Raw genomic sequence first — 15224 nt, 5'->3', positions numbered from 1 at the left:
AAATCTTTAGGAGGAAAATCATGGACGCATTAAAATTAATTTCTCAGGATTCCATTAAAGCAGAGCCCCCGAAATTTGAAGTGGGCGACACTGTAAAAGTAAGCGTAAATATTCGCGAAGGAAATCGTGAACGTATTCAGCTGTTTGAAGGAACTGTCATTGCACGCAAAGGTTCCGGAATCAGTGAAACCTTTACCGTTCGCCGCGTCGCTTATGGGGTTGGCGTCGAGCGTGTATTCCCTGTTCATTCTCCGAACGTAAAATCTGTAGAACTGGTTCGTAAGGGCCATACCCGCAGAGCAAAACTTTATTATTTACGCGATCGCGTGGGCAAGGCTGCAAAGCTTCGTGAAATCGTAAAATAAACAATCGAAAAGATGAGAAGGGACATGAGAGTGTCCCTTTTTTGTATCTTTAAACTTTTAAAAAGTTTTGTTCCGAAAAGGAGTAAGAAAGTGAAGCGCAATATAGAAAACACTTCAAAGAATCACAGAGTAATTAGTATTTATGAATGGGTCGAAGCAATCATTGCGGCTTTGATCATAGTGACGTTGTTTTTTTCTGCGTTTTTCCGTGTGGCAGAAGTGGATGGTACTTCAATGATTCCGAATTTATATTCCGGGGATCGTGTTTTTCTAACCGGAATTTACACAAAGCCCGTTAACGGAGATGTTGTGGTAATTGCGCCGAATGGTTCTGAAGAAGTTCCCCTGATCAAACGTGTCATTGCAACCGAAAATCAGACAGTAGATATTGATCGTACTTCGGGAAAAGTGTCCGTTGACGGAGTCGAACTGGATGAAACCAGATATATAGGAAACAACCGCACCGATCAGGAATCCGATCTGCAGTTTCCGCTGACCGTTCCTTCGGGGCATGTGTTTGTTCTGGGGGATAACCGCTCCGTATCAAAAGACAGTCGGAGCGCTGATATTGGATTTATTGATCAGAAAGATATAATTGGCAAGGCTTTGCTCGTTATATTCCCTTTTGATCGGATGGGAGGAATCGTTTCATGAGTGAGGCACAGTCAATTCAATGGTTTCCGGGGCATATGACAAAGACTCGGCGGCAGATTGAAAAAAGTTTAAAAATGGTTGATGCAGTGGCTGAGTTAATTGATGCCCGCATTCCGATCAGCAGCAGAAACCCGATTTTAGGAGAATTGATTCAAAAAAAGCCGCGTGTTATTCTAATGAATAAAAGCGATATGGCTGACCCTTCGGCTACTAGAAAATGGATTCACTTTTTTGAAGAACAAAGCACTCCTGCCATTGCACTGGACTGTAAAAGTGGAAAAGACTTAAATCAATTTATTCCTTTAGTAAAAAAAGTTTTGGCTCCACAAATTTCTGCATGGCAGAAAAAGGGCATGGTGGGGAGGACCATTCGAATCATGGTAGTCGGAGTACCAAACGTCGGAAAATCCTCTTTGATTAATCGCCTTTCAAAATCTAGCAAATCCAATGTAGAAGATCGACCGGGCGTTACGCGCTCCAACCAATGGTTTACTATCGGAAAAGGATTTGATTTGCTGGATACTCCCGGCGTTCTCTGGCCAAAATTTGAGGACAAGATCGTTGGAGAACATCTCGCTTTTACAGGAGCCGTTAAAGATGATATTCTGGATACGGAACAGCTTGCTTCCAGGTTATTGGAACTTTTGGTACGCTTCTATCCGCAGAATCTCTGCTCCCGCTATAAGCTGGATGAAACAGACCTACAGAAGCTAGAAGGATGGAAAATCTTACAGCTGGTTGGGAAAAAACGTGGGATGCTGATTCCCGGCGGGGAAATTGATACAGAACGTGCTTCTATTATGGTTCTGGATGAATTTAGGAGTGCTAAAATTGGACGAATCACTTTGGAACTTCCGGAGGAAAGCAAATAATGCAGGAAAATAAAGGCCCTAAAGACTGGCTCTTTTATGAAAAAGCAGCTTTGAGTGAAGGATTCCAACAAATTTGCGGAATAGATGAAGTCGGCCGCGGCCCTTTAGCCGGCCCTGTTTTTGCCTCTGCGGTAATTCTGCCGGTTGGATGTGTGATTCCGGGAGTCAATGATTCTAAAAAGTTATCGCCTAAAAAGCGCGAAGAATTATTTGCCATTATTAAAACAAAAGCTGTCGGCTGGGCGGTCGGATTTGCAACTGAACAAGAAATTGATCAAATCAATATTTTGCAGGCAACTTTTCTTGCAATGCGCCGTGCGGTGGAAGCACTGCCTATAAAACCGGATCTTGCATTGGTCGATGGAAATCGTATGCCTTTTCTTGGTGACGGGATAAAAGTTCGCACGATTATCAAGGGAGACGGCAGCAGTGAAAATATTGCCGCTGCGTCTATTATGGCGAAAGTGAGCCGTGACCGTTTGATGATCAAATTAGATGAGCTTTATCCGGAATATGGTTTCGCGAGAAATAAGGGATACGGAACCGCCGAACATGTTAAGGCGCTGCTCCAATATGGTCCCTGCCCAATTCATCGCACTAGCTTTTTAAAGAAGATTCTCGGTGAATCAAATGGCTAATTCACTTGGAGATTGGGGAGAGAAACTTGCCGCTGATTACTTGATAAAACGTGGCTGGAAAATTTTAGCGAGAAATTTTCATTCTCGGTATGGCGAAATCGATATCATCGCCTGCAATGGGGAATTTATCAGTTTTGTAGAAGTAAAAACGCGGCGAAAACATGCAATGGTACCCCCTATGGAAGCGATTACTCCGCAAAAGCAGCACAAAATGATTATGACCTCTGAGACTTGGCTTTTACAATATCCTTCTGATCTTCAGCCAAGGTTTGATGCTATTGGAATTGAAGTTGGACCGAATGATACGGTGGGGAAAATCCAGTATCTTGAAAACGCATTCCAAAGCGAATAAAATAATTATTAGCATTTTATTATTACGGAAAGGAAGTGGCAATCTGATATGGAATATCGGTCCACGAGAGATTTTTCACAAGAGGCAGTTTCCGCACAGGCAATCGCGCAGGGGATCTGTGAAGACGGGGGACTTTTTGTTCCGGAAACATTTCCGAAATTGACACAGCAGGATTTTAATTTTCTGCAAAATGCAGATTACCAAACACGTGCTCAGAAAATTCTTTCTATGTATCTTACGGATTTCAGCACAGACGAAATTGAAGACTGCGTAAAAAGAGCTTATACAGAAGAAAAATTTCCAGGTGGCCCTGCGCCGTTGTCTCTTGTAAATATTGACAGTGCCAATTTGTATCTTTTGGAGTTGTGGCATGGCCCAACCTGTGCCTTTAAAGATATGGCACTTCAGCTTTTGCCTCATCTTTTGACAAAGAGCCTTCAAAAGATTCAAGCAAATAAAACGGCAATTATCTTGGTGGCTACTTCCGGAGATACTGGGAAAGCAGCTTTGGAAGGATTTCGTGATGTTCCGGGGACAAAGATTCTTGTTTTTTATCCGGAAGATGGGGTCAGTCCCATGCAAAAGCGCCAGATGGTTACTCAAGAAGGAAAAAATGTTTTTGTCTGTGCGATTGCCGGAAACTTTGATGATGCCCAATCTGGGGTAAAAAAGCTCTTTACCGATTCAGAAATCCGCCAGAAACTATCGGAATGCGGAGAAATGTTCTCAAGCGCCAATTCTATTAATTTGGGGCGTCTTCTTCCTCAGATCGTTTATTATATTTCTGCTTATTGTGATTTAGTAAAAGAATCAAGGATCAAAGAGGGCGAACAGGTTAATATCGTTGTTCCAACCGGAAATTTTGGAAATATTTTGGCGGCTTTTTATGCAAAGCAAATGGGGCTCCCAGTTCATAAGCTGATCTGTGCCAGCAATTCCAATAATGTTCTCACCGATTTCATCCGCACTGGAATTTATGACCGGAACAGAACGTTCTATACAACGATTTCTCCATCTATGGATATTTTAATCTCCAGCAATCTGGAACGTCTGTTGAGCCATTTGACAAAATCCGATCGTCAGGTTCGCGAGTGGATGGATTCTCTTTCAAAAGCAGGACGGTATGAAGTAACTGATTCTGTAAAGGCTTCTCTAAAAGATCTTTTTTGGGCAGGCTGCTGCAGTGATCAAAGCACAAAGCAAACGATTCATGATTTGTTTTGCGACGAACATTATCTGTGCGACCCACACACTGCTGTTGCAGTGAACGTATATCATCAGTATCTTTCTGAGACAAAGGATGAAAAAATTCCTGCGATAATCGCTTCAACCGCTAGTCCCTATAAATTTTCAGATAATGTCTTAAGCGCTATTTTAGAGAAACCTTATGATTCTGAGGATGATTTTCAGAAGGCAGTAAAGCTTTCAGAATTAAGCGATACTGAAATTCCGGAACCAATCAAGGCGCTGTCTGATAAAAAAGTTCGTTTTACAGAAAGCTGTCACCCGGAAGAAATGAAACAGGAAGTTTTGAAATTTTCAGATGCAGAATAAAAAAGAACAGGAGCCCGGATATGTCGCTGTTTGCAATTGCTGATTTACACCTTTCTTTGGGAACAGACAAACCTATGGATGTTTTTCACGGATGGGAAAATTATACGGAACGTCTTCAAAAGAATTGGGTCTCTTTTATAAAACCGGAGGACACGGTCGTAATTGCCGGAGACATTAGCTGGGCGATGAATCTGCAGGATACGAAGGCTGATTTCACTTATTTAAATCAGCTTCCGGGAACCAAACTGATTCTCAAGGGAAATCATGATTATTGGTGGTCTACGCGCAGAAAGATGGAAAACTTTTTAGCGGAGAATGGATTTTCCACTTTGAGAATCATTCACAATTCCGCTGAATTGGTAGGAGATATCGCTGTCTTTGGCTCGCGTGGATGGCTTTATAATGCGGAAACACCAGAAGATCAGAAAGTGATTAACAGAGAAGTCGGCAGACTGAAAACTTCTCTCGATGAAGCCAAAAAACTCGGAGGAACTCCGATTGCTTTTCTTCATTATCCGCCGGTTTATGATGGAAACGAATGTACTGAAATTTTGGATGTCCTTTTGGAAAATCATATCAAGGAATGCTATTTTGGACATATTCACGGTAGTCAGGCAATGCGGCGTGCAATCACAGGAGATTATAAAGGCATTCAAATGCATTTGATTTCTTGTGATTATTTGAAGTTTTGCCCGATTTTAGTGCGATAAATGTTAAACAAATTATAAATTCTCCATATTTGTATAGAAAAAACAGAATGACTATGTTATAATTATTAAGATAATTTGCTATTTCGCAGGAGGAAATTAAAATGAGTTTGAAATCATCCAACCAGGTTGCAACTAACCGCTATCAGTTAGAAATTGAAGTTGACGGAGATACTTTTGAAAAGGCAGTCGATCATGCCTATAAAAAGCAGAAAAATCGTATTAATATTCCGGGATTCCGTAAAGGAAAAGCTCCGCGTCCTTTTATTGAAAAATATTACGGCGCAAATGTTTTCTATGAGGATGCTATCAATGAGGTTTATCCCAGCGCTCTGGAAGAAGCTGTGAAAGCTGCTAATCTGGAAATGATTGAGGACAAAATTGATTTTGACTTGGTCTCTGCTGAAAAAGAAGGCCTTGTTTTTAAAGCAACTATTACTACAAAACCAGAAGTTACCATTGAAAATTACAAGGGTATTGAAGCAAAAAAACCTCCTGTAAAAGTCACTGAAGATGATATTGCGGCTGAACTGAAGAAAATACAGGAACGAAATGCTCGTATGGTCACTGTAGAAGATCGTACTGCTCAGAACGGCGATATCGCAGAGATCGATTTTGAGGGCTTTGTCGATGGAAAAGCTTTTGAGGGTGGTAAAGCTGAAAATTACAGCTTGAATCTTGGAGCTGGACAGTTTATCCCCGGATTTGAAGACCAGATCGTCGGTCATAAAGCAAATGATGAATTTGATATCACGGTGACCTTCCCTGAAGATTATCAGGAAGAAAGTTTGAAGGGAAAAGAAGCTGTCTTTAAGATCAAAGTACATGAGGTCAAAAAGGAAGAGCTTCCGGAATTAGATGACGATTTTGCAAAAGACGTCAGTGACTTTGATACTCTGGATGAATATAAGAAGGATGTTGAAAAGAAGCTGACTGAGAGCCGCGAGAATGCTGCAAAAGATGATGTTGACAATCAGCTGATTGATAAGATGGTTGAACTGCTCCAAGGAGAAATCCCTGCAGCAATGTTCGAAAATCGTATTGGTGAGGATATCAACGAATTTGCTTATCGGCTGCAGTCTCAGGGACTCAATTTGGAATCCTATATGAAATATACAGGCATGGACGAAAAAGCAATGCGCGAAAATATGCGCCCACAGGCTGAGCGTCAGGTAAAGCTGCGTTTGGCACTTGAAAAAATTGCTGAGCTGGAAAATGTAAAGCCTACGGAAGAAGACCTTGAAAAAGAATACCAGAAGCTGGCTGAAGGATATCACCTTGACGTTGATAAAGTGAAAAAAGCGATTCCTGCAGAAGACCTCTCCAAAGATTTAAAAGCTGGAAAAGCAATGGATTTCGTCCGGGATAATGCAGTTGTTACGGAAGGCGAAAACAGCAAATCCGCTGAGAAGTCGAACGAAAAAGCAGCCAAGTCTTCAAAAGCGAAAACAACAAAAGAAAAAAGCGAAAAGAAAGAATCAGAGACTTCAGCTGAATAAGCTGCCTTTCTTTTGCCTAATCTTTTAATGAAGTTTGGAGGCAATTTAAATGAGTTTAGTTCCATATGTAATTGAGCAGACAAACCATGGCGAGCGTTCTTATGATATTTTTTCCCGCCTATTAAATGACCGCATCATCATGTTGACAGAAGAAGTTACGGACACTTCCGCTAATCTAGTAGTAGCACAGCTGCTGTATTTGGAAGGACAGGATCCTACGAAGGACATCAGTCTTTATATCAACAGCCCCGGCGGTTCTGTAACAGCCGGTATGGCAATTTATGATACGATGCAGTATATTAAATGTGATGTGTCGACGATCTGCATGGGATTAGCTGCCAGTATGGGAGCATTCCTTCTCACCGCCGGTGCAAAGGGAAAACGTTTTTCATTGCCGCACACTGATATTTTGATTCATCAGCCAAGCGGAGGCGTCCCTCAGTCACAGGTATCTGATATCATGATCCATGCTGGTTACTTGGCAAAGAAAAAGGAATTATTGAATCAAATCCTTGCAGAGCGTACTGGTCAGCCGATCGAAAATATTATGCGTGATACTGATCGGGATCATTTTATGACTCCGGAAGAAGCTTTGGAATATGGTTTGATTGATAAAATCATTAAAGATCATAAAACAGAGATAAGCAGGTGATTGTTTGGGCTCAAATGAAGAATTTGGAGATCGCGAGCTTTGTTGTTCTTTTTGCGGAAAACCGCAAAGTGAAGTTCGCCGCCTAATTGCAGGCCCTGGAGTTTATATTTGTGACTCTTGTATCGAGCTATGTAAGTCTATTCTTGATGATGAGATGAATCTCTCAACACGCCATACAGACTTAGAATCCGGTACAACAAAAGAGCTGCTGAAACCTCGGGAAATTAAAAAATCTCTTGATGAATATGTAATCGGTCAGGATCGTGCAAAAATGGCGCTTTCTGTAGCCGTCTATAATCATTATAAACGCATTTACTATGGGCACAGCGATGATGTTGATCTGACAAAGAGCAATGTCCTTCTGCTGGGACCAACCGGAGTTGGAAAGACACTGCTGGCACAAACGCTGGCAAAAATTTTGGATGTCCCTTTTGCCATTGCAGATGCAACTACATTGACGGAAGCCGGTTATGTAGGCGAAGATGTTGAAAATATTCTTTTGCGTTTGATTCAGGCAGCTGATTTTGATATTGAAAGAGCAGAACATGGCATCATTTATATTGATGAAATTGATAAAATTGCTCGCAAGTCAGAAAATCCTTCTATCACACGCGATGTCAGCGGCGAGGGAGTCCAACAAGCCCTTTTGAAAATTTTGGAAGGGACTGTTTCGAATGTTCCTCCGCAGGGAGGAAGAAAGCACCCTCAGCAAGAATTTCTTCAGATTGACACAACGAACATTTTGTTTATTTGTGGCGGCGCATTTGACGGTCTTGATAAAATTGTTGAACGTCGAAGTGCTTCGACTTCTCTCGGGTTTGGCGGAGAAGTTCATAGCAAAGCTGAACTGGATTCGCATGATTGGATGTCGGAAGTCGTCCCTCATGATCTCGTGAAATTTGGAATTATTCCAGAACTCGTGGGTCGACTGCCGGTTATTACAGCTTTAAGCGGTCTTGATGAGAAAGCCTTGGTCCGTATTTTGACAGAGCCGAAAAACTGCCTTGTCAAACAGTATCAAAAGCTTTTTCAGTTGGATCAAGTGGATCTGGAATTTACCGAAGACGCCTTGCTCGCTATTGCACAAATGACCGTTAAACGTCATACTGGTGCGCGTGGGTTGCGTTCTACGATGGAAAACATTCTGACAAAATTGATGTATAATGTACCTTCCGACTACACAATCGAGAAGATAACGGTTAACAAAGATACAGTCGAGAATGGAACAGATCCTGAAATTATTCGTAACCCAGACCGGAAACCGGTAAAAATCAAGGTTTCCATTCCGCGTTCTGCCAACAAAAAACATGGGCGCAGAGATACGGCTTAATTTATTTTGTTTATATAAGGCTGCTGTAAGTGGGGAATAAATTGATTTTCCCCTGCGGCAGCTTTTTTCAATAAGGAGTTTTACAATGAGCAATGAAACACAAAAAAAAGTCGAATTAGTTAGTGCTGAACATCCTCTGATTCCTGTTTTGGCATTACGGGGACTTGTCGTGTTTCCTGGAATGTCTCTGCAGTTTGATGTAGGACGCCCAAAATCCATTTTAGCGCTAAAGAGCTCTATGGATCAAGAGCAAAAAATTTTTTTGGTCGCTCAGAAAGATCTAACAGTTAATGACCCAGGCAAAGACGATCTTTATTCGATCGGAGTAATTGCTAAAGTCAGACAGGTGATACGACGCTCCGATGAGGGAATTCGAGTAATCGTTGAAGGAATTTCTCGTGGGAAAATCATTTCTATGTCAGAAGATGATACGGAATATCTTTCTGCTGAAGTTGCAATTCTTCCCACAAAGGTGACGAAAAAGGTCACTCCGCGGCAAGAAGCACAAATGAGATATGTTCGTACACAGTTTGAAGAGTATATTCGAAACTATACGCAGATTGCTCCGGATCTTGTGATCGGCGTTTTAGAAAAGAAGAATTGCGGCGACCTTGCGGATTATATTGCAGCAAACATTAATTTTGATTATGAGCAAAAGCAACAACTTTTGGAAGAACTTTCTCCTTTCAGTAGACTGCAGAAACTTTCACGTATATTGAAAGATGAAATTCGAGTGTTGTCCCTGGAAAATAAAATTCAGGAAAAGGCAAAAGAGCAAATTGATGAGAATCAAAAAGACTACTATCTTCGGGAACAAATGCGTGCAATCGCTGACGAATTGGGAGAGGATGATACCCCTGCAGAAGAAGCAGACGAAATGCGCAAACGCATTCAAGAGGCTGGAATGCCGAAAGAACAGCAGGAAAAGTTACTAAAAGAATGCGATCGAATGGCTAAAATGCCTGAAGGCTCTCATGAAGCCAGCGTTATTTTGAGTTATTTGGATATTTGCCTTTCTTTACCATGGAATGTTTCTTCTAAAGAACATATTGATCTTTCAAAAGCGAAAAAGATTATGGATCGTGATCATTACGGACTAACAAAGGTAAAAGAGCGAATCCTAGAATCCTTAGCGGTTAAAAAGCTGAACCCAAAGATGCAGGGGCAGATTATTTGTCTTGTTGGACCTCCTGGAGTTGGTAAAACTAGTATTGCACACTCGATTGCAGAAGCGATTGGGCGAAAATATATTAGAGTTTCGCTGGGTGGCGTTCGAGATGAATCCGATATCATGGGGCATCGCAAGACCTATATTGGTTCTATGCCGGGACGAATTATTAATGCAATCAGGCAGGCGGGGGTCAACAATCCGCTTCTTCTTTTGGATGAAATTGATAAACTCGGAAATGATTTTCGAGGAGATCCCTCCAGTGCTTTGTTAGAGGTATTGGACCCGGATCAAAACTCAACGTTTTATGATCATTATATTGATTTACCATTCGACCTCAGTCATGTATTGTTTTTGACGACTGCAAATGATGCTTCTGCAATTCCTGCTCCGCTTTATGACCGTATGGATGTGATTACCTTGGGTAGTTATACTCATCAGGAAAAATTTCATATTGCAGGAAAACATTTGGTTCCAAAACAGCTGAAAAAGAATGGGATTAACTCTGACCAGCTAAAAATTTCTGTTTCTGCTATTCATGCGATAATCGATGGTTATACAAGGGAAGCGGGAGTCCGCGGACTGGAACGTATGATCTCGGAAATCTGCAGAAAAAGTGCAATAAAAATTGTTAAAAACCCTAAAATAGTCATTCATGTGAACGCAAAAAACTTGGAAGAGTTTTTAGGGCCAAAAAAATTCCGGGAAGAAAATCAGAATAAAAAAGATCAGGTAGGACTTGTAAATGGATTGGCCTGGACAACAGTTGGGGGAGAAATGCTGCCAATTGAAGTTGCAGTCATGGATGGCAGCGGAAAGATTGAACTGACCGGAAGTCTCGGAGATGTTATGAAGGAATCTGCAAAAACGGCCATCAGTTGTATTCGTACAAGAGCCAAATCACTTGGAATTCAAACTGATTTTTATAGTAAATATGATATTCATATTCATGCTCCAGAGGGGGCTATCCCGAAAGACGGTCCCAGTGCCGGTGCAGCGATGGCTACTGCAATCACTTCTGCTTTGACCAGTATTCCGATTCGTCACGATGTTGCTATGACCGGTGAAATTACCCTTCTTGGCAGGATTTTGCCGATTGGTGGGTTAAAAGAAAAAACGATGGCAGCTTACCGTGCAGGAATCAAAACGGTTTTGATCCCATCTGAAAATGTTCCGGACTTGGAAGAAGTAGATACAGAAGTTAAAAAGTCTGTTCAATTTCTTCCTGTCGAAGAAATTGAACAGGTTTTAAATGTTGCGCTAACCAAAAAGCCTGTCCCTTTACAATAAGAAAGGATCTCTCAAATGAAAATTGAAACTGCTGATTTTGAAGCTTCTTTTGGCCGTTCAGATCAGCTCCCATTTTCAACGATGCCAGAAATTGTATTCTCAGGAAAATCAAATGTTGGTAAATCTTCGTTGATTAATAAGCTGTTAAATCGAAAATCTTTGGCTAGAGTGAGCTCACAGCCTGGCAAAACAGGAACGATTAATTTTTATCGGCTCGAAAACTGCCGATTGGTGGATCTTCCAGGATACGGTTATGCAAAAGTTTCCTTTTCTGAAAAAAAGCGTTGGGCTGAATTGGTAGAAGGATATCTTTCGATGAAGCGTGATATCCGACTGATTATTCAGATTATCGATATGCGTCACGAGCCATCGGCTGATGATTTACAGATGGTATCTTTTCTTGAGAATACCGGATTTCCGTTCTTGATTGCTATAACAAAAAGTGATAAACTGAATAAAACGCAAAGAGCTTTCAATCTAAAAATGTTTCAGGAATTATTTGGGGAACATAATATAAGAGTGGTTCCCTTTTCTTCTCAAACTGGAGAAGGAGTGGAAGTATTGCGAAAATGCATTGATGAAAATATAAACTCAATGCCATCTTTGCGGGAAATCAATAAGGAGCAATGAAATTTTATGCTGAATTTTGATCATCTAGCTGTAAATCAGCAGGGACATCTGACAATTGGTGGGATTGATACTACAAAATTAGCACAGGAATACGGAACGCCTCTTTATGTAATGGATGAAGATAAAATCCGCAGTATCTGCCGAATGTATCAGAATTCTTTCAAAAAATGCTATCATGGGAATGGAATGCCGCTTTATGCTAGCAAAGCTTTTTGCTGTAAGGAAATGTGCAGGATCATCAATGAAGAGGGAATGGGTCTGGATGTTGTCTCCGGAGGTGAATTGTACACAGCTCTACAAGCAGGATTTCCGGCAGAACGAATTCAAATGCACGGAAACAACAAAACGCCAGATGAGCTTTCTTACGCAATTAATTCGGGCGTAGGTCACATTGTTATTGATAATATTGACGAGCTCAAGATGTTGGACGAAATGGCCGGAAAGCTTCATCAGACCGTTGGAGTTTCCTTGCGCATTAAGCCTGGCATTGATGCACATACTCATCAGTTTATACGGACTGGACAAATTGATTCTAAATTTGGGTTTGCGTTGGAGACCGGTGAAGCCATGCGGGCAGTAAAAATGGCAATTCATGCGAAAAACCTGAAACTTTTGGAACTGCACTGCCATATTGGCTCTCAAATTTTTGAATTACAACCCTTCGTACTGGCAGCTCAAGTTATGATGGATTTTATGCAGCAGATTCGTAAAGAAACCGGCGTCATGTTACCGGAGTTAAACTTGGGAGGCGGTTTTGGCATTCAATATGTTTCCTCTGACAATTCACTCCCTTATGAGTCTTACATGGAAAAAGTTTCAGAAGCGATCGGCCAAAAATGTAAAGAATACGACTTTACAGAGCCTAAAATTTATATCGAACCAGGTCGTTCTATTGTAGGAGAAGCTGGTATTACCCTGTACACGGTTGGGACTGTAAAGCAAATTCCCAACATCCGTACATACGTTTCCATTGACGGTGGTATGACCGATAATCCACGCTATGCGCTTTATCAGAGCGATTATACTGTCATTATAGCAAACCATGCGGACCAGCCTGCAAATCAAATTGTCACGGTTGCAGGAAAATGCTGTGAATCAGGGGATCTGATTCAGAAGGATGCTCCACTGCAGATGTGTAAAGCAGGCGATTTACTGGCAGTGCTTTCGACTGGAGCTTATAATTATTCCATGGCTTCTAATTATAATCGGATTCCACGTCCTGCCGTTGTGATGGTTCATGATGGAAAGACCCGTATTGCTGTAAAGCGGGAAACCTATGAGGATCTTATTCACAATGATTTATAATGGCTGAACGATTTACTTTTTCTCTTTTCTGTGCTAAAATATATATTCAGGAAGATGAGGAGTGAGTAAAAATGAATTCGAAATTAAAAGACGATAATGTCGATTTTTTATTTGAAGCAATTTTATCTTTAAAGTCCGCAGAAGAATGTTATAATTTTTTTGAGGATCTTTGTACTGTTCCAGAAATTAAAGCAATGTCTCAGCGAATTGTGGTAGCTCATATGCTTAGCACAAAACGTGTTTATAGTGATATTGTAGAAAAAACCGGTGCTTCTACTGCAACGATTAGCCGTGTCAATCGGTCTTTGCATTATGGATGTGACGGTTATAGTTTGGTGTTTAGCCGAATAAAAGATGTCCCCAAAAGTGAATCAGAGACCGGAGATACAAAATCAAAATGAGTTATTCGGCTTTTGCAAATTATTATGACCATCTAATGAAAGATGTTAATTACCCGGCGCTGGCACAATACCTGCGCCGGGTTTTGGCACAATTTGGACATACTCCTAAGCTTGCATTGGATCTTGCCTGTGGTACTGGCAGCCTGACTTTGGAACTGAAACAAATGGGAATTGATATATACGGAATCGATGCCAGCCCTGATATGCTTTCGATTGCACAGCAAAAGGCATCTGCAGCGGGAGAAGAAATTTTATTTCTTTGTCAAAAGATGCAGAATTTAGATCTTTACGGGACAATCGATACGGTTTTTTGTACTTTAGACAGTTTGAATCATTTATCCGGGAAAAAAGAACTTCTAAAAGCTTTTCAAAAAGTTTCTCTATTTCTGGAGCCAAATGGATATTTTGTTTTTGATTTGAATACACCATACAAACATCAGCATGTTTTAGCAGATCATACTTTTGTTTATGATCTTGATCCTATTTATTGTGTCTGGCAGAATCTTTATGAAGAACGGGAAAATCGAGTCTCTATTTCTCTGGATTTCTTTAAAAGAGAAGGGGAAATTTATCGCCGAAGTCATGAAAATTTTTATGAATATGCCTATCCTATCGATGACATTCGTTCTTTATTAGAACTATCAGGCCTGCAGATGTGTGCGGTTTATGAGGATTGTACTTTTAACGCTCCTACAGATCATACAGAGCGAATTTTGGTGGTTTCTGAAAAATCATCTGTAAAAAACATGGAAAAAGTTATTGACAAATAAAGCAATATATAGTATCATATATAAGTCGCTGATACGAAAGTATTCGCTCTGTTGGGAGCATAGCTCAGCTGGTTAGAGCACCTGCCTTACAAGCAGGGGGTCATAGGTTCGAGTCCTATTGTTCCCACCAACAGTGGCTCGGTAGTTCAGCTGGTTAGAACGCTAGCCTGTCACGCTAGAGGTCGACGGTTCGATCCCGTTCCGAGTCGCCACTTGCCTCTGTAGCTCAGTCGGTAGAGCAGGGGACTGAAAATCCCCGTGTCGGTGGTTCGATTCCGCCCGGAGGCACCATTGCGAATGTAGCTCATCTGGTAGAGCGCCACCTTGCCAAGGTGGAGGTAGCGAGTTCGAGCCTCGTCGTTCGCTCCATTTTTGGCGTCATAGCCAAGCGGTAAGGCATGGGTCTGCAAAACCCTGATCCCCAGTTCAAATCTGGGTGACGCCTCCACTGAAAAGACCGAATCTCTTTCGAGATTTGGTCTTTTTTTAATAATTTGATAAGCTGATTTAACTTCGATAGGAGAATTTAGATCATGGTCTCTAAAAAGATTATACATCCTTTGGAACCGGTCTGGAACTCAGAATGTAAAGCTTTGATTTTGGGGACAATGCCTTCCCCTAAATCCCGTATGGTAGGATTTTATTATGGGCATCCTCAAAATCGTTTCTGGCACGTTTTAGCCGAAATTTTTGGCGAACCTGTTCCAAATTCTAATGCAGAAAAAATTTCTTTTCTTTTGCAGCATCAAATTGCTCTGTGGGATGTTCTAAAATCTTGTCAAATTTGTGGTGCTTCTGATCAATCAATTACGGAACCTGTTCCAAATGATTTTTCAGTTTTACTACAGAAAACAGAAATTCAATCGATTTATACAACAGGGAAAAAAGCTTTTCAGCTATACGAAAGCTTGGTTTATCCAAAAACTGAAATTCATGCAATTGCTTTGCCTTCTACAAGCCCCGCTAATTGCCGTATGAGCTTTTATGATTTGGTAGACGCTTATCGTGTTTTGTTGAATACTGTCAGCATGAAATGA

At 41.1% G+C, this 15224-nt stretch carries 16 protein-coding genes and 5 tRNA genes; all 21 read left to right on the top strand.

The window, feature by feature from the left end:
* Positions 1-20 precede the first annotated feature (20 nt).
* Complete coding sequence (gene rplS, locus ACVS9P_RS05915; protein WP_266163392.1) at positions 21-365, top strand: 50S ribosomal protein L19; 345 nt, start codon at positions 21-23, stop codon at positions 363-365.
* A gap of 90 nt (positions 366-455) precedes the next feature.
* A complete protein-coding gene (gene lepB, locus ACVS9P_RS05910) occupies positions 456-1019 on the top strand; it encodes a signal peptidase I (protein ID WP_452102676.1) in 564 nt (187 codons plus the stop codon).
* On the top strand, positions 1016-1891 hold the full coding sequence (ylqF, locus tag ACVS9P_RS05905) for a ribosome biogenesis GTPase YlqF (protein ID WP_452102675.1): 876 nt from the start codon (positions 1016-1018) through the stop codon (positions 1889-1891). The genes lepB and ylqF overlap by 4 nt, the downstream gene beginning before the upstream one ends.
* Positions 1891-2529, top strand: a complete 639-nt coding sequence (locus ACVS9P_RS05900) for a ribonuclease HII (RefSeq protein WP_452102674.1) — start codon at positions 1891-1893, stop codon at positions 2527-2529. Before ylqF ends, ACVS9P_RS05900 begins: the two co-directional genes overlap by 1 nt.
* Positions 2522-2881: a YraN family protein gene (locus tag ACVS9P_RS05895; protein ID WP_452102673.1), complete on the top strand. Its 360-nt coding sequence runs from the start codon at positions 2522-2524 to the stop codon at positions 2879-2881. Before ACVS9P_RS05900 ends, ACVS9P_RS05895 begins: the two co-directional genes overlap by 8 nt.
* Before the next feature lie 48 nt (positions 2882-2929).
* The gene (thrC, locus tag ACVS9P_RS05890) at positions 2930-4435 is read left to right on the top strand and encodes a threonine synthase (RefSeq protein WP_452102672.1); all 1506 of its coding nucleotides are present in this window, start codon (positions 2930-2932) and stop codon (positions 4433-4435) included.
* A gap of 20 nt (positions 4436-4455) precedes the next feature.
* Entirely contained in the window at positions 4456-5145 is a 690-nt protein-coding gene (locus ACVS9P_RS05885; protein WP_452102671.1) for a metallophosphoesterase, read from the top strand.
* A gap of 101 nt (positions 5146-5246) precedes the next feature.
* Positions 5247-6641 (top strand): trigger factor, encoded by a 1395-nt coding sequence (gene tig, locus ACVS9P_RS05880; RefSeq protein WP_452102670.1) that lies wholly within the window; start codon positions 5247-5249, stop codon positions 6639-6641.
* Between the two features lie 49 nt (positions 6642-6690).
* The gene (locus ACVS9P_RS05875) at positions 6691-7293 is read left to right on the top strand and encodes an ATP-dependent Clp protease proteolytic subunit (RefSeq protein WP_452102669.1); all 603 of its coding nucleotides are present in this window, start codon (positions 6691-6693) and stop codon (positions 7291-7293) included.
* A gap of 4 nt (positions 7294-7297) precedes the next feature.
* On the top strand, positions 7298-8623 hold the full coding sequence (clpX, locus tag ACVS9P_RS05870; RefSeq protein ID WP_452102668.1) for an ATP-dependent Clp protease ATP-binding subunit ClpX: 1326 nt from the start codon (positions 7298-7300) through the stop codon (positions 8621-8623).
* Between the two features lie 85 nt (positions 8624-8708).
* A complete protein-coding gene (gene lon / locus ACVS9P_RS05865) occupies positions 8709-11081 on the top strand; it encodes an endopeptidase La (protein WP_452102667.1) in 2373 nt (790 codons plus the stop codon).
* Between the two features lie 15 nt (positions 11082-11096).
* Positions 11097-11711, top strand: a complete 615-nt coding sequence (gene yihA, locus ACVS9P_RS05860; RefSeq protein ID WP_452102666.1) for a ribosome biogenesis GTP-binding protein YihA/YsxC — start codon at positions 11097-11099, stop codon at positions 11709-11711.
* A 6-nt stretch (positions 11712-11717) separates the two neighbouring features.
* A complete protein-coding gene (gene lysA, locus ACVS9P_RS05855) occupies positions 11718-13016 on the top strand; it encodes a diaminopimelate decarboxylase (protein WP_452102665.1) in 1299 nt (432 codons plus the stop codon).
* Between the two features lie 71 nt (positions 13017-13087).
* Positions 13088-13417, top strand: coding sequence for a YerC/YecD family TrpR-related protein (locus ACVS9P_RS05850; protein WP_452102664.1), 330 nt, complete (start codon positions 13088-13090; stop codon positions 13415-13417).
* Positions 13414-14187: a class I SAM-dependent DNA methyltransferase gene (locus ACVS9P_RS05845; RefSeq protein ID WP_452102663.1), complete on the top strand. Its 774-nt coding sequence runs from the start codon at positions 13414-13416 to the stop codon at positions 14185-14187. Before ACVS9P_RS05850 ends, ACVS9P_RS05845 begins: the two co-directional genes overlap by 4 nt.
* A gap of 53 nt (positions 14188-14240) precedes the next feature.
* A tRNA-Val gene (locus tag ACVS9P_RS05840) sits at positions 14241-14317 on the top strand.
* A gap of 5 nt (positions 14318-14322) precedes the next feature.
* A tRNA-Asp gene (locus ACVS9P_RS05835) sits at positions 14323-14399 on the top strand.
* A 3-nt stretch (positions 14400-14402) separates the two neighbouring features.
* Positions 14403-14478, top strand: a tRNA-Phe gene (locus ACVS9P_RS05830).
* A 2-nt stretch (positions 14479-14480) separates the two neighbouring features.
* Positions 14481-14556 (top strand) — tRNA-Gly (locus ACVS9P_RS05825).
* A 5-nt stretch (positions 14557-14561) separates the two neighbouring features.
* Positions 14562-14635: transfer RNA gene (locus ACVS9P_RS05820), tRNA-Cys, on the top strand.
* Positions 14636-14720: 85 nt separating this feature from the next.
* Positions 14721-15224 (top strand): DNA-deoxyinosine glycosylase, encoded by a 504-nt coding sequence (locus ACVS9P_RS05815; RefSeq protein ID WP_452102662.1) that lies wholly within the window; start codon positions 14721-14723, stop codon positions 15222-15224.

The organism is Caproicibacterium sp. NSD3 (assembly GCF_053613275.1).
The sequence above is the reverse complement of the archived record's forward strand: the minus strand, read 5'-3'. Positions and strand labels throughout refer to the sequence as shown.

What these genes read in the sequence shown, in the direction of transcription:
- rplS (WP_266163392.1), top strand. Translation starts at nt 21, where the DNA reads ATGGACGCATTAAAATTAATTTCTCAGGATTCCATTAAAGCAGAGCCC.
- ylqF (WP_452102675.1), top strand. Translation starts at nt 1,016, where the DNA reads ATGAGTGAGGCACAGTCAATTCAATGGTTTCCGGGGCATATGACAAAG.
- ACVS9P_RS05900 (WP_452102674.1), top strand. Translation starts at nt 1,891, where the DNA reads ATGCAGGAAAATAAAGGCCCTAAAGACTGGCTCTTTTATGAAAAAGCA.
- ACVS9P_RS05895 (WP_452102673.1), top strand. Translation starts at nt 2,522, where the DNA reads ATGGCTAATTCACTTGGAGATTGGGGAGAGAAACTTGCCGCTGATTAC.
- thrC (WP_452102672.1), top strand. Translation starts at nt 2,930, where the DNA reads ATGGAATATCGGTCCACGAGAGATTTTTCACAAGAGGCAGTTTCCGCA.
- ACVS9P_RS05885 (WP_452102671.1), top strand. Translation starts at nt 4,456, where the DNA reads ATGTCGCTGTTTGCAATTGCTGATTTACACCTTTCTTTGGGAACAGAC.
- tig (WP_452102670.1), top strand. Translation starts at nt 5,247, where the DNA reads ATGAGTTTGAAATCATCCAACCAGGTTGCAACTAACCGCTATCAGTTA.
- ACVS9P_RS05875 (WP_452102669.1), top strand. Translation starts at nt 6,691, where the DNA reads ATGAGTTTAGTTCCATATGTAATTGAGCAGACAAACCATGGCGAGCGT.
- lon (WP_452102667.1), top strand. Translation starts at nt 8,709, where the DNA reads ATGAGCAATGAAACACAAAAAAAAGTCGAATTAGTTAGTGCTGAACAT.
- yihA (WP_452102666.1), top strand. Translation starts at nt 11,097, where the DNA reads ATGAAAATTGAAACTGCTGATTTTGAAGCTTCTTTTGGCCGTTCAGAT.
- lysA (WP_452102665.1), top strand. Translation starts at nt 11,718, where the DNA reads ATGCTGAATTTTGATCATCTAGCTGTAAATCAGCAGGGACATCTGACA.
- ACVS9P_RS05850 (WP_452102664.1), top strand. Translation starts at nt 13,088, where the DNA reads ATGAATTCGAAATTAAAAGACGATAATGTCGATTTTTTATTTGAAGCA.
- ACVS9P_RS05845 (WP_452102663.1), top strand. Translation starts at nt 13,414, where the DNA reads ATGAGTTATTCGGCTTTTGCAAATTATTATGACCATCTAATGAAAGAT.
- ACVS9P_RS05815 (WP_452102662.1), top strand. Translation starts at nt 14,721, where the DNA reads ATGGTCTCTAAAAAGATTATACATCCTTTGGAACCGGTCTGGAACTCA.